Consider the following 12,918-nt stretch of genomic DNA (forward strand, 5'->3'; position numbering starts at 1 on the left):
GTCCCGGCGCTCCGCGTCGCTGCGGCCGGGATGACAAGTGTTATTTCGCCGGATGCGCCGCCTTCCAGTCCATCGCCCGGCGGACGCGAACGCCCACGGCCGGGTGATCATAGAACAGCACCTCCTCCAGCTTGCCGGGCGTGGCGGCGCGGTACTCGATGGTCTTGACCAGGGCCTTGGCCAGGCCATCGGGCTCGCCCACATGCTCGAGGCTGTAGCGGTCGGCGTCGGTCTCGATCTCCCGGATCACCGTATTGGCGACCGGTCCGCCCAGCAGGCCCAGCACCGCCAGGATAACGGCCAGCACCGGCAGGCCGGCAGGATCGGCGATGCCCATCACCCCGCCGGCGCCCAGCAGCCGCTGGGCGGGCGCGAACAGGCGATCGACGACGAAGAACGCCAGGATCGCCAGCAAGCTGAAGATACCGGTGATCCAGAGGGAGTGGCCGCGGGCGTAGTGGCCCATCTCGTGGCCGACGACGCCGCGCACCTCGGCCAGGTCCGCGCCCTTCTTGAACATGGTGTCGCTCATGGCGATCCGCGCCGAGCCGAACAGGCCCGAGACATTGGCCGTATAGGCGTTGGACTGCTTGGAGCCGTCATAGATGAAGATCTTGTCGGACGGCACGCCGTTGGCCTTGGCCATCTGGACCACGGCGTCGCGCACCTGACCGGCAGGGGCCGGCGTGTAAGTGTTGAACAGCGGCTCGATATAGATCGGGGCGACCAGCATGCCCAGGACCATGAAGCCGGCGGTCAGGCCGCCCGCCCACAGCCACCACAGGCGGCGCGCCCTGCGGATCAGGGCGTAAAGGGCCACGAAGAACAGGCCCGTGACGACAGCCGAGATGGCCATCGACATCACCCCCTCGCCCAGCCAGCCGGTGAAGGCCTGGCTGGTCATGCCGTACGATTTTTCGCGCCACCAGTTGGAATAGACCGACCAGGGCAGGCCGAGGACCCAGTCGACCAGCAGATAGACCACCCCGACCCCGAAACTGGCCACGATCGGGCGCGGGCGGCGACGTTCCAGCCCCGCTCGCACCCGAACCAGTACGCCCGAACGGATGATCAGCCAGGCCGTGAGGACCGAGATCAGGAAACCCCACAGAAGCAGCCAGTGGCCGCCCTGCGTATAGGCCTGCGCCTTGGCGTGGGCCGCCGGCGACAGCTGCGCCAGATAGGCGGCCGTGGCGGCGGCCGCATCGAATTGCTGGGTCATTGCCCCTCCCCTTGACGTGCGTGAGCCGGAGAAGGGCAGAGTCCGCAGCAGGCGTCAGCTTAATTCCACGTCAGACGGGGGGAAGCGTTCGCCGGTCGCGCTTGCCTCTGGCGAAGGACGCGCCGGCGTATAGAACTGGAGTCGCTCACCGATTTTCGAGGCCTCCATGCGATTCCACGACCGTCGAAACATTCTCCTGGGCGCCGGCGCGCTGACCCTGGCCGGCTGCGGCGACAACACCAAGGAGGCCGCCCAGACCACGGCCCAGCGGGTCGCGGCCAGCAAGACCCTGCGCATCGGGCTGGAAGGCACCTACCCGCCGTTCAACTTCCAGGACAAGGACGGCCAGTTGGCCGGGTTCGACGTCGATTTCGCCAAGGCCCTGGCCGCCCAGATGGGCGTCAAGCCGGTGTTCAGCCCCTCGCCCTTCGCCGGCCTGCTGGGCGCGCTGGAATCGCGGCGCATCGACGTGGTGATCAACCAGATCACCATCACGCCCGAGCGCGCGGCCAAGTATGATTTCTCCCAGCCCTATACGGTGTCGGGCATCCAGATCATCGTACTCAGGGGCAAGGCGGGCCCCTACTCGCCCGCCGAACTGGACGGCAAGAAGGTCGGCGTGGGTCTGGGCACCAGTTACGAGAGCTGGGCGCGGGCCAATGTCCCGACCGCCGACATCCGCACCTATGACGACGATCCGACCAAGTATCAGGACCTCAAGGCCGGCCGCATCGACGCGGTGCTCAACGACCGGCTGGTGGCCGCCGACTTCGTCAAGAACTCGCCGGAGTTCATCGCCGCCGGCCCGGCCTTCGCACCGCAGAACCAGGGCGTGGCCATGCTGAAGGATCCGGCCATGAAGGTGATGGTCGATCAGGCCATCGCGGCCATGCGCGCCGACGGCCGGATGGCAGCGATCTCGCGGACCTGGTTCGGCGCGGACGTGACCCAATAGGCATGGACGCCACCCTCGACCTTCTGACCCAGTCGGCGCCGCTGCTGCTGAAGGGCGCGGGCTACACCGTGGCGCTCAGCCTGATCGGCATGAGTCTGGGGCTTGTGCTGGGCTTTGGGCTGGCCCTGATGCGGCTGTCGCGCTCGCCGCTGCTGCGGTGGCCCGCGGCCGTCTATGTCTCGGCCATTCGCGGCACGCCGCTGCTGGTGCAGCTGTTCCTGATCTATTACGGCCTGCCGCAGTTCGGGATCGAGCTGCCGCCTCTGGTCGCGGCCGGCATCGGTTTCTCGCTGAACATCGCCGCCTATGCCTGCGAAATCCTGCGCAGCGCCATCGCCAATGTCGATCGCGGCCAATGGGAGGCCGCCACCGTGCTGGGCATGAGCCGGGGCCAGGCCCTGCGCCGGGTGATCCTGCCCCAGGCCGCCCGCACCGCCGTCGCGCCGCTGTCCAACAGCTTCATCAGCCTGGTCAAGGACACCTCGCTGGCCGCCACGATCCAGGTGCCCGAGCTGTTCCGCCAGACCCAGCTGATCACGGCCCGCACCTTCGAGATCTTCACGATGTATCTGGCCGCCGCCGCGATCTACTGGATCGTCTCGACCCTGCTGGCCGCCGGACAGGGCGTGCTGGAACGCCGCGCCGCGGAGGGCCGCCGATGAGCGCCGTTTCCGCCAGGGGCCTGGTCAAGCGCTTCGACGGGACCACCGTGCTGAACGGCGTCGATATCGAAGTCGGTACCGGCGAGGTCGTAGCCATCATCGGCCCCAGCGGCTCGGGCAAATCCACCCTGCTGCGCTGCATGGCCGGTCTGGAGTTGCTGGACGGCGGCTCGCTGAAGATCGCCGGCGTCGAGGCCGCGCCCCGCGCGCCCCTGGCCCGCGCCCTGAAGGGCCGGGTGGGCTTCGTCTTTCAGAGCTTCAACCTGTTCCCGCATCGCACCGCCCAGCAGAACGTCGCCGAAGGCCCGATCGTGGTGCGCGGCGAGGCCCGGCCCGCCGCCGAGGCCCGTGCGCGGGCTCTGCTGGAGAAGGTCGGACTGGGCGCACGGCTCGACGCCTATCCCGGCGAACTGTCCGGCGGCCAACAGCAGCGCTGCGCCATTGCTCGGGCCCTGGCCATGGATCCGGAGGTCATTCTGTTCGACGAGCCGACCTCGGCCCTGGACCCGGAACTGGTCGGCGAGGTGCTTTCGGTCATCCGTGAACTGGCCGTGGAACGGCGAACAATGTTGATCGTCACGCACCAGATGGACTTCGCCCGCGACGTCGCCGACCGTACGATCTTCATGGATAGCGGCGTCATCGTCGAACAGGCCCCCTCGCGCGAGCTGTTCGGAGCGCCTAAGGAAGAGCGCACGCGACGATTCCTCGGCAAAGTGACGACGCCCTGAGCCTTATTTTGGCCAAGGGCGCCCCCCACCACATCGCCGCCAACGCCGCGTGCTGTTGAGGCGAGGTCCTGTGAAACTCTATATCGAACTGAAAGGCGCTTCCGGCGCCGTCTACCGCTACAAGCTGGCCGAGGACGCTGATCCCCGGACGACCATCGCTGGCAATTTCGTCTATATCGACGCCAAGGGCGCCGTGTTGTTCGCCGGCGAGACCAACAACCTGATCGGCGCCACCGCGCGCTGGCCGGAGGCTCAGACCCGCCATGGCGCGTCGGCCCTGTACACGCGCCTGAACGTCTCGGGCGCATCGCGCGCCGAGGAGCATACCGATCTCGTCACGGCGCTTGATCCCGTGATGAACCGCGACGCGTAAACGTCCCCAACTGGCGTCGGCTTCGTTATTGTCGCGCCGATGCGACCCGAGATTCTCTTTCCGCTGTTTACGCCGGTCTCCACGCTGAAAGGCGTGGGGCCGCGCGTCGCGCCTCTGGTCGAGAAGATCGCCGGCTCGATCGTCCGCGACGTGCTGTTCACCGTCCCCACCAGCGTCATCCGCCGCACCGCCACCACGGTGGACCGGGCCATCGACGGCCAGGTCCAGACCTTTATCGTCAGCATCGACGCCCACCAGCCGCCCGGCCGCCTAGGCCAGCCGTGGAAGATCCGCGCCTGGGACGAGACCGGTTTCCTGACCCTGACCTGGTTCAAGGGCCACGGCCCGCACCTGGAGCGCCAGCACCCGGCCGGCGCGCGTCGCGCGGTCAGCGGCAAGGTCGAGCGGTTCGGCTCCGAGATCCAGGTCGCCCATCCCGAATATCTGCTGCCCGAAGACCGCGCCGGCGAGATTCCCGACTTCGAGCCGGTCTATCCCGCCACCGCCGGCCTGCCCTCGCGCACCTTTCGCCGCTTCGCCCTGGAAGCCCTGAGCCGCGCCGCCGACCTGCCGGAATGGCTGGACCCAGCCTGGCAAAACCGCGAAGGCCTGCCGTCCTGGCGCGCGGCCTTCGCCGCAGCCCACAACCCCGCCGGCGAAGCCGATATCCACCTGCTGTCGCCGCACCGCCGGCGGCTGGCCTATGACGAACTGCTGGCCCACCAGCTGGCCCTGGCCCAGCGCAAGGCCTCACGCCGCGCCCAACCGGCCCCGCGCATCGGTCCCAGCCCTCTGGCCGCCGAAGCCGAAAAGGCCCTGCCCTTCCGGCTGACCGGCGCCCAGATCCGGGCGCTCTCTGAAGTCAGGGGCGATCTCGCGTCCGGCGAGCGCATGAGCAGGCTGCTGCAAGGTGATGTCGGCTCGGGCAAGACCGTGGTGGGCATGCTGGCCATCGCCGACGCGGCCGGCGCGGGCCTGCAGTCGGCGTTCATGGCCCCCACCGAGATCCTGGCCCGCCAGCACTACGAGACCATAGCCCCGGCCATGACGGCGCTGGGCCTGTCGGTGATCCTGCTGACCGGGCGCGACAAGGGGGCGGGCCGCGCCAGCAAGCTGGCGGGTCTGGCCAGCGGCGCGCACGCTGTGGCCATCGGCACCCACGCCCTGTTCCAGAACGACGTGGTGTTCAAAAACCTGGGTCTGTCGATCATCGACGAGCAGCATCGCTTCGGCGTCAACGAACGCCGCCGGCTGCAGGACAAGGGGGATGGCGTCCATCTTCTGGCCATGTCGGCCACGCCGATCCCGCGCACCCTGGAGTTGACCGTGTTCGGCGACCTGGACGTCTCGCGCATCGACGAGAAACCGCCGGGCCGGACGCCGGTGGCGACCCGCGCGGTGCCCATGCCGCGTCTGCCCGAGATCGTCGCCCGCCTGAAAAGCGCGGCGCAGGGCGGCGCCCAGGCCTTCTGGATCTGCCCGCTGGTCTCGGAGTCCGAAAAGATCGACCTGCAGGCCGCCGAAGCCCGCGCCGCCGACCTGCGCCAGATCATCGGCCCGTCTGTTGGCCTGGTGCATGGCCAGATGCCCGCCGCCGAGAAGGACGCGGTCATGGCCGACTTCGTCGACGGCAAGGTGTCGGTTCTGGTCGCCACCACGGTGGTCGAGGTGGGGGTCAATGTGCCCAACGCCAGCATCATGGTCATCGAACAGGCCGAACGCTTCGGCCTGGCCCAGCTTCACCAGCTGCGCGGCCGGGTCGGCCGCGGCGCGCGAGAAAGCGCCTGCGTGCTGCTGTATGACCTGCCGCTGTCGGATACCGCCCAGCAGCGGCTGGACATCCTGCGCAAGTCCGACGACGGCTTTGAGATCGCCGAGAAGGACCTGGAGCTGCGCGGCGGCGGCGATCCGCTGGGCCTCAAGCAGAGCGGCTTTCCCGCCTATCGGCTGGCCGACCCGGTGGCCCACCGCGACCTGATCGCCGTGGCCGCTGATGACGCCCGCCTGATCCTGGCCCGCGACCCGGATCTGACCTCGCCACGCGGTCAGGCCGTGCGCACGCTTCAGGAACTTTTCGACTGGAAACCGACCGCGCCACAGCACGACGCAGGGTAGAGCGCGGCGGCGCGCGAGCCTCGTGTGACGAATGATCCCCCAAAGACGGGTCAAGCTGCTATACTGACGAAAGCGTTGATCCGTCGACGCTCATTGCACCAGCAGAATGGCCTTCTTGGCGCCCCGGCTTTGCGCGCAGTCGCAAACTGACCGGCGCCGTCGCTTACCCTGCGCGCACCCGGAAGGTACTATGGCTCAACGCGCCGAAATCAGCTTTGCCGCCCAGAACGATCGCCACAGCACCTATGAGCGGATCACCCACATCGGCGGCGGCGTCGCCAAGCCCTGGAAGCTGACGATCAAGGAAGCGATCAAGCTGGTCGACAGTGGCAAGTGGCGCTTCTTCGTCATGCGCGACGATGTCGAGGTCAAGGTCGAGGCCCAGACCAGCCGTACCGGTTGCCGCTATCTGAAGACCGCCAACGACCGCAACGAGCCGCACGACCTGCTGACGCTTCCCGACTTCCCGGCGACCGAAACGGCCAAGACCGAGACCGCCTGATCGCGCAGGCGGCTCAGTGGGCCGCCGCGCCTTTGCGGTGATGCCAGAGGTGCATGACGCCCGCCAGCACGCCGCCGACCACTAGGCCCACCACGGCTGAGCCCAGGGCGAAAGCCAGCCAGCCGGTCACCGCGCCGATGCCGGGAACGCCATGCGCCCAGTGCGAGAAGCCTTCCACCCAGACCGGGATCGGGGTCAGGTGGAAGTGCTCCAGGCCATGGACGATGATGCCGCCCCCGACCCACAGCATGGCGGCGGTGCCGATAAGGGTCAGGGCCTCCATGGTGATGGGCATGGCCTTGACCAGGCCGCGCCCGAACCCGCGCACCCCGGCGTTCTTGCGCTGGGCCAGGTGCAGACCGATGTCGTCCATCTTCACGATCAGCCCGACCACGCCATAGACCGCGATGGTCAGCAGCACGCCGACCACGGCCAGGGCGCCGGCCTGGATCAGCAGGGGCTTGTCGGCCACGTCGGCCAGGGCGATGGCCATGATCTCGCCCGACAGGATCAGGTCCGTGCGGATCGCGCCGTTGACCTTCTGGGCTTCCAGCTCTGGACCGCTCAGGGCCAGTTCTTCAGGCTCGTCGGCGCTGTGTTTGCCGCTCAGCGCCTCCAGGATCTTCTCGGTCGCCTCAAAGGCCAGATACGAGCCGCCGACCATCAGGATCGGCGTGACCGCCCACGGCGCGAAGGCGCTGAGCGCCAGCGCACCGGGCAGCAGGAACAGCAGCTTGTTCCTGAACGAGCCCACCGCGATCTTCCAGACGATCGGCAGTTCGCGGTCGGGCGTGAAGCCCATGGCGTAGCCGGGCGTCACCGCCGCGTCGTCCACCACGACACCGACCGCCTTGGTCCCGGCCTTGCCGGCCGCGCCCGTGACATCGTCCAGAGAGGCGGCGGCGAGCTTGGTGATGCCAGCGACATCGTCCAGCAGTGCGGCAAGGCCGGAAGGCATATGGGCGACCGATTCTGATAGCGGAAAGAAGTGGAACGCCACGGTGTGGTGATCGGCTCCGAAAGTCGATGATAGGATCGCTTGCCTGACGTGGGGTGAGGTCTGAAAGCGTGACGAGATGAATATCCCCGCCGCCCTCGCCCGCCTTGCGCCGCAGCTGTCGCCGACCGCGACCACGGCGGTGAACGCCCGGCGGCTGTCGGGCGGCGCCAGTCTGGAGACCTGGGCCTTCGACCTCGACGATGGCGCGGCCCTGATCCTGCGGCGACGCCCAGACAACGCGCCGCCGCGCGAGACCGCCGCGTCTCTGGCCCATGAGGCCGCCCTGATCGTGGCCGCCGGCCGGGCCGGCGCGCCGGTTCCGATCGTCGAGCGTGTCTGCGATCCCGAGGATGGCCTGGGCGAAGCTTTCGTCATGCGACGGCTCGAGGGCGAGACCCTGGGCAAGCGCATCGTCCGCGACGCCGCTTTCGACGCGGTTCGGCCCGATCTGGCGCGCCGCTGCGGCGAGGTGCTGGCCCGGATCCACGGCGCCGGGCTGGACGACCTGCCGCCGCTGACCACCTCGGACGCCCGGGGCGAGCTGGCGCGCTATGAAGAGGTCTATCGCCAGCATGGCGCCGAGCGTCCGACCTTCGAGGCCGCCTTCCGCTGGCTGGAGGCCACAGCGCCCGAGCCCGTCACCCCGGTGCTGGTCCATGGCGATTTTCGCAATGGCAACCTGATGATCCATGCCGAGCAGGGCCTGGTGGGCGTGCTGGACTGGGAACTGGCCCATCTGGGCGACCCGGCCGAGGACCTGGGCTGGATCTGCGTCAATTCCTGGCGGTTTGGTCAGTGGCGCAGGCCGGTAGGCGGCTTTGGCGACTATCAGGCCCTGCTGGACGGCTACGCCCAGGCCGGCGGGGGCGAGATCCCGCTGTCGCGACTGCAGTTCTGGCAGGCGCTGGGCTCGCTCAAATGGGGCGTCATGTGCCTGATGATGTATTCCAGCTTCGCGACCGGCGCCGATCCCTCGATCGAGCGCGCCATGATCGGCCGGCGGGTCAGCGAAACCGAGATCGATCTGGTCCGGCTGATGGAGACGATGGCGTGATCACCTGCCCCACCGCCGGCGAACTCCAGACCGCCCTCGCCCTGTTCGATCGTGAGGCCGAAGGCCCCGCCGACGCGCGCCGCGTCTTTCTGGCCCGCGTCGCCGACAACGCCCGCGCCCTGCTTGCGCGCGAAGCGACGCTAGGTGAAGCCGCCGAGAACGAGGAACGCGCGCGACTGTCGGACCTGCTGGGCGCCGACGGTGACTTCACGGACCTCAATCACAGGCTCTGCCTGGCGCTGCGGTCCGGCGCGCTGGATCCGCGTGCCCCGGCTCTGCTGGCCCACCTGCGCGCGACCGCGATCGCCCGGATCGCCATCGATCAGCCAGGCTATTGCGGGCTTGAAGCGCTGCTCGCGGACTGAACCGGCCTGCCCGTGAAGGTGGCCACCCGGCCCTGGGCGTCGGCTTCGATGTCGGCATAGAACAGGTTGAAGCCGTCGACCTTGCGGCGGTCGGCCCACGAGCCGCCGTCGCGCAGGGCCGTCGATTTGGGTCGACTGGTGTGCAGCAGGCCATCCTCGCACTGGGCCCAGACCTGGCGCTGCAGGAAAGCCGGGCGAGCGCCCCATTCCAGTCCGGTGGCGTTGGCCGCGCCCTGGTTCAGCCGCGCCGGCGCCCGCTCCTGGCTGACACCGCCCAGCAGCGGATTGAAGCACAGCGCCCGGCGGTCGTTCAGGTCGATCAGCTGGTCGCCGGAGTCCCAGATTAGAGAGCGATGGGTCAGCTCCTGGATCCGCTGGAAGTCGCCCTCCTGGGCCGAGGCCCAGGCCGCGACGCACCCGGCCTGATCGCGCCGTTCGCAGGCCGGCAGGGGTGACACCAGGCCGTATTCCTCGGCCGGGACGATGGTCTCGATCAGATAGGCCGCGACCAGCCGCTTCTTGACCGCCGGATCAGCGGCGATCTCCTCGCGCAACAGCCTGGCGGACATCGCCCCGCCCTGCTCGACGCCCACCAGGATGAACGGCCGGCCGGTGTTGTAGCGGGCCAGATAGAGTCGGAACGCCTCGCGCACGTCGCCATAGGCGAAGCGCCGCGCCTCGCGCGCGTCATCGCGCAGGGTGAGATAGGTATAGAGGCTGGCCTGACGATAGCGCGGCGCGAACACCCGACCCACGCGATAGAACGGCCCGGCATAGTTGGGCAGCACCACGCGGTTCAGGAATCGCTGGGCCTTGGGCTGGTCGATGGCCCCGTTCCAGTCCTGGCCGCCGTCAAAGGTGGTTGGGTGGACGAAGAACACGTCGGCCGGCAGATCTTTGGGCGCCGGGCCGGACGGATCCTTGGGCCGCAGCGCCCAGGACGAGGCCTGGGCATAATGCGGTGGCGGCGGCGGCTCATAGGTCAGGAACGGGACCTTGGGATCGAGCGCGTTGCTGAGGATGTCGTAGCGCCACACGAAGGCGGCCGCGACCAGCAGCCCCAGAAAGAGCACCGCTCCGGCGAAAATCCAGCGCTTGAAGCCCTTGAAGCGATCACCCATCAGTCTGGGTTACACCAAGCAGGGCTGGGGATTAAGCCCCCTCCTGCCCGATGATCGCCACCGAACACACATTGCTGGCCGGCGCGCCGCCCAGATTGTGGGTCATGCCGAAAACCGGGTCTTTCAGCTGGCGCTCACCGGCCCGGCCCTGCAGCTGCAGGTACATCTCGTAGAGCATCCGCAGGCCCGAGGCGCCGATCGGGTGGCCAAAGCACTTCAGACCGCCGTCGATCTGGCACGGCACACCGCCGTCGGCGTCGTAGAAGCCGTCCATCACGTCGCGCCAGCCCTGGCCCTCGGGCGAGATGAACAGGTCCTCCATCGTCACCAGCTCGGTGATCGAGAAGCAGTCGTGCACCTCGATCATCGAGATCTGCTCGCGCGGCCGCTCGATACCGGCCTCGCGATAGGCCTTGCCGGCGGCGATGCGGGCGGTGTGGAAGTGGCTGCCGTCCCAGCCGTTGTACTGGCTCTCATAGCCGTTGGAGACCGACAGCTGGATGGCCTTGACCATGGTCAGGTTCTTCTTGCCCATCGCCTTGGCGATCTCGGGCGTGGTGACGATGGCGCAGGCCGCGCCGTCCGACACGCCGCAGCAGTCGAACAGGCCCAGCGGCTCGGCGATCATCGGGGCGTTGAGCACCTGCTCGACCGTGACCGGCTTGCGCAGGTGGGCCTTGGCGTTCTTGGCCCCGTTGGCGTGGCTCTTGACCGAGACATGGGCGATGGCGCGCTTCAGGTCGTCCTTGGAGACGCCATGCTTGGCGCGATAGGCGCTGGCCAGCTGAGCGAAATTGCCGGGGGCAGAGCCATTGGGCATGACCTGAGGCATCAAGGTGCCGGGATTGGCGACCGGCAGGCCGCCATAGCCGGTGTCTTTCAGCTTCTCGACGCCCAGGGCGATAGCGATATCGGCCGCGCCGGAGGCCACGGCATAGACCGCGCCCCGGAAGGCTTCCGACCCCGAGGCGCAGAAGTTCTCCACCCGCGTGACGGCGATATTGGGCAGGCGCAGGGCGATAGACATCGGCGTGCCGCCCTTGCCGGTGCCCATCTCGTCGACATGGGTCGAGAACCAGGCCGCGTCGAGCTGGCTGGGCTCGATGCCGGCGTCGTTCATGGCCTCGATATAGGCCTCGACCATCAGATCGTCGGGACCGCAGTCCCAACGCTCGCCGAACTTGCTGCAGCCCATCCCCAGGATGGCGACCTTGTCACGGATGCCTTGCGCCATGATCGTCTCTCCTATTCCGCCGCGACGGCGGTTTGAGCTGAAACCGCCGAACGATCCGGCGCGGCCTTCCAGAAATAGCGGACGAAGCCGCGCTTCTCGTCGATGTCCTTGATCCGGAACACCATCTTGACCGGCAGGCCGGTGTCGACGTCGCCGGGCGACACGTCGGTGATGTCCATCATGATCCGCCCGCCGCCCTCGAAGACGATCATGCCGTAGTGGTTGGGCGGGGCCATCGAGAACGTCAGGTAGTCGGCCGAATAGCTGAGCACCGAGGCCTTGCGCTCGGCGAACCGGTACGGCTCCTGGGTGTCGACGGCGGGATTGTTGGGAGCCACCGAGATGCGGGTGCGCGGGAACTGCACGACGCCGGTCTCGCGGCAGCGGCCGCCGACCAGACCCAGGATCATGTCCTCGTTGCGATAGAGGGTGGTCAGGGCCGTCTTGTTGTCCTTCTCGGCCCGCATGCCCTTGTCCCAGTCGACCAGGCCATTGAACATCAGGAACTTCAGATAGTTGGTCTCTTCCTGACGATCCGCCAGCGAACCGGTCACGCCGCGCGCCGGCTTGAGGTTGCCCGCGCCGGTCGCCCGGAACACCAGGGCCTCGGCGCCCTGGCCGAACTGGGAAACGACGATGATCTCGCCCGCCTTGGCCTGTTCCAGGGCGTGGGCCAGCATCAGCGGGCCATGAGCGCTGCCCGCCTCGCCCATCAACGCGGCGAGGTTGTCACGCACGGCTTCGGCCGGGATGCCCAGGCTCTTGGCCAGGGTCGCGGCCATGCCGGAAAAGGTCGAAGGGAAACAGAAATGCGCCACGTCCGCAGGCGCGACGCCCGCAGCAGCCAGCGCGCGCTTCACCGCCGGCGGGACCAGCTTGACGATGCCCTCGTCGCGGATCCAGCGCTCTTCCCACGCATAGTCGAAGCCGCCGTCATTGCCCCGGAAGTGGTCGACGAAGTCGTCGGTGACGCTGCCGCGTCCCAGGAAATCGGCCGCGCCGCCCTCGGCGGTGACCACAAAGGCTGCCGCGCCATCGCCGCAGTCGAGCTCCAGCGCCGAGACCGCGCGCGCCTTGCGACGCTCGCCGGCCGCGACCAGGGCGGTCTTCGCCGCGCCGCCGGACACCGCCGCCAGGGCGTCGGCCAGTGCCGTCAGGCCGCAACGCTGCGAGCCGGTGACGTCGCTGGCGGTGATCGATTTTTCCAGGGTCAGGGCCGCCGAGACGACGCCCGCGTTCAGCCGGTCGGCGAACGGCGCGGTCGTGGAGGCGAAGTAGAGGGCGTCGACATGGCTGCGGTCGTCGCCGGACCCCAAGGCGTCACGAGCCGCCTCGACCGCCATGGTCAGGGCGTCCTCGTCCCAGTTGGCCATCGAGCGCTCGCCCTTGCCCTTGGACTTCAGGTTCGGCGCGACCCAGGCATTGGCCTCGACCATCGCCCTGCGGCTCAAACGTAAACGCGGCGCATAGGCGCCCCAGGCGGCGATGCCGACCATGTTCCGCTCCCTCGTCGGTTTTTCCGACTGATCAGCGGTTAGATTACGCTCGCGGAAAGGGGCTGCAAGTGTGACGTGGCGGCAGTTG

The 12,918-nt window shown here is 68.4% G+C and carries 13 protein-coding genes; 8 read left to right on the forward strand and 5 right to left on the reverse strand.

The annotated features are described in order from the left end of the window. Positions 1 to 40 precede the first annotated feature (40 nt). On the reverse strand, positions 41 to 1,222 hold the full coding sequence (locus tag ACN2C7_RS11295; protein ID WP_419317061.1) for a M48 family metallopeptidase: 1,182 nt from the start codon (positions 1,220 to 1,222) through the stop codon (positions 41 to 43). Positions 1,223 to 1,388: 166 nt separating this feature from the next. On the opposite strand from ACN2C7_RS11295, the gene tcyJ reads away from it, so the two are divergent. From tcyJ to ACN2C7_RS11325, 6 genes are all read left to right on the forward strand, one after another. Next, positions 1,389 to 2,177, forward strand: coding sequence for a cystine ABC transporter substrate-binding protein (tcyJ, locus tag ACN2C7_RS11300; RefSeq protein ID WP_419317063.1), 789 nt, complete (start codon positions 1,389 to 1,391; stop codon positions 2,175 to 2,177). A gap of 2 nt (positions 2,178 to 2,179) precedes the next feature. Continuing rightward, on the forward strand, positions 2,180 to 2,839 hold the full coding sequence (gene tcyL / locus ACN2C7_RS11305) for a cystine ABC transporter permease (protein ID WP_419317064.1): 660 nt from the start codon (positions 2,180 to 2,182) through the stop codon (positions 2,837 to 2,839). Further along, positions 2,836 to 3,570, forward strand: coding sequence for an amino acid ABC transporter ATP-binding protein (locus tag ACN2C7_RS11310; RefSeq protein ID WP_419317065.1), 735 nt, complete (start codon positions 2,836 to 2,838; stop codon positions 3,568 to 3,570). Before tcyL ends, ACN2C7_RS11310 begins: the two co-directional genes overlap by 4 nt. Before the next feature lie 70 nt (positions 3,571 to 3,640). Further along, on the forward strand, positions 3,641 to 3,943 hold the full coding sequence (locus tag ACN2C7_RS11315) for a hypothetical protein (protein WP_419317066.1): 303 nt from the start codon (positions 3,641 to 3,643) through the stop codon (positions 3,941 to 3,943). A 39-nt stretch (positions 3,944 to 3,982) separates the two neighbouring features. Beyond that, positions 3,983 to 6,058: an ATP-dependent DNA helicase RecG gene (gene recG / locus ACN2C7_RS11320; RefSeq protein ID WP_419317067.1), complete on the forward strand. Its 2,076-nt coding sequence runs from the start codon at positions 3,983 to 3,985 to the stop codon at positions 6,056 to 6,058. Positions 6,059 to 6,248: 190 nt separating this feature from the next. Further along, the gene (locus ACN2C7_RS11325; RefSeq protein WP_419317069.1) at positions 6,249 to 6,560 is read left to right on the forward strand and encodes a DUF3892 domain-containing protein; all 312 of its coding nucleotides are present in this window, start codon (positions 6,249 to 6,251) and stop codon (positions 6,558 to 6,560) included. Positions 6,561 to 6,573: 13 nt separating this feature from the next. Here ACN2C7_RS11325 and ACN2C7_RS11330 read toward each other — a convergent pair whose 3' ends face one another. Further along, on the reverse strand, positions 6,574 to 7,518 hold the full coding sequence (locus tag ACN2C7_RS11330) for a DUF808 domain-containing protein (protein ID WP_419317070.1): 945 nt from the start codon (positions 7,516 to 7,518) through the stop codon (positions 6,574 to 6,576). A 118-nt stretch (positions 7,519 to 7,636) separates the two neighbouring features. On the opposite strand from ACN2C7_RS11330, the gene ACN2C7_RS11335 reads away from it, so the two are divergent. Further along, on the forward strand, positions 7,637 to 8,614 hold the full coding sequence (locus ACN2C7_RS11335; protein WP_419317071.1) for a phosphotransferase family protein: 978 nt from the start codon (positions 7,637 to 7,639) through the stop codon (positions 8,612 to 8,614). Continuing rightward, a complete protein-coding gene (locus tag ACN2C7_RS11340; RefSeq protein ID WP_419317072.1) occupies positions 8,611 to 8,979 on the forward strand; it encodes a DUF6285 domain-containing protein in 369 nt (122 codons plus the stop codon). Before ACN2C7_RS11335 ends, ACN2C7_RS11340 begins: the two co-directional genes overlap by 4 nt. Here ACN2C7_RS11340 and ACN2C7_RS11345 read toward each other — a convergent pair. From ACN2C7_RS11345 to ACN2C7_RS11355, 3 genes are read right to left on the reverse strand one after another with little or no spacing between them, the layout of a single operon-like run. Beyond that, a complete protein-coding gene (locus tag ACN2C7_RS11345; RefSeq protein ID WP_419317073.1) occupies positions 8,946 to 10,100 on the reverse strand; it encodes a DUF3089 domain-containing protein in 1,155 nt (384 codons plus the stop codon). The genes ACN2C7_RS11340 and ACN2C7_RS11345 overlap by 34 nt on opposite strands. A gap of 31 nt (positions 10,101 to 10,131) precedes the next feature. Next, entirely contained in the window at positions 10,132 to 11,334 is a 1,203-nt protein-coding gene (locus ACN2C7_RS11350) for an acetyl-CoA acetyltransferase (protein ID WP_419317074.1), read from the reverse strand. Positions 11,335 to 11,345: 11 nt separating this feature from the next. Beyond that, on the reverse strand, positions 11,346 to 12,830 hold the full coding sequence (locus ACN2C7_RS11355; protein ID WP_419317075.1) for an OB-fold domain-containing protein: 1,485 nt from the start codon (positions 12,828 to 12,830) through the stop codon (positions 11,346 to 11,348). Positions 12,831 to 12,918: the final 88 nt, after the last annotated feature.

This window comes from Caulobacter sp. ErkDOM-E (genome assembly GCF_048541895.1).
In the GTDB taxonomy this organism is placed as follows: Bacteria; Pseudomonadota; Alphaproteobacteria; order Caulobacterales; family Caulobacteraceae; genus Caulobacter.

Excerpts from the sequence above, each read along its gene's own strand:
- ACN2C7_RS11345 (WP_419317073.1), bottom strand. The coding sequence starts at position 10,100 with ATGGGTGATCGCTTCAAGGGCTTCAAGCGCTGGATTTTCGCCGGAGCG.
- ACN2C7_RS11330 (WP_419317070.1), bottom strand. The coding sequence starts at position 7,518 with ATGCCTTCCGGCCTTGCCGCACTGCTGGACGATGTCGCTGGCATCACC.
- tcyL (WP_419317064.1), top strand. The coding sequence starts at position 2,180 with ATGGACGCCACCCTCGACCTTCTGACCCAGTCGGCGCCGCTGCTGCTG.
- ACN2C7_RS11295 (WP_419317061.1), bottom strand. The coding sequence starts at position 1,222 with ATGACCCAGCAATTCGATGCGGCCGCCGCCACGGCCGCCTATCTGGCG.
- tcyJ (WP_419317063.1), top strand. The coding sequence starts at position 1,389 with ATGCGATTCCACGACCGTCGAAACATTCTCCTGGGCGCCGGCGCGCTG.
- ACN2C7_RS11355 (WP_419317075.1), bottom strand. The coding sequence starts at position 12,830 with ATGGTCGGCATCGCCGCCTGGGGCGCCTATGCGCCGCGTTTACGTTTG.
- recG (WP_419317067.1), top strand. The coding sequence starts at position 3,983 with ATGCGACCCGAGATTCTCTTTCCGCTGTTTACGCCGGTCTCCACGCTG.
- ACN2C7_RS11325 (WP_419317069.1), top strand. The coding sequence starts at position 6,249 with ATGGCTCAACGCGCCGAAATCAGCTTTGCCGCCCAGAACGATCGCCAC.
- ACN2C7_RS11310 (WP_419317065.1), top strand. The coding sequence starts at position 2,836 with ATGAGCGCCGTTTCCGCCAGGGGCCTGGTCAAGCGCTTCGACGGGACC.
- ACN2C7_RS11335 (WP_419317071.1), top strand. The coding sequence starts at position 7,637 with ATGAATATCCCCGCCGCCCTCGCCCGCCTTGCGCCGCAGCTGTCGCCG.
- ACN2C7_RS11350 (WP_419317074.1), bottom strand. The coding sequence starts at position 11,334 with ATGGCGCAAGGCATCCGTGACAAGGTCGCCATCCTGGGGATGGGCTGC.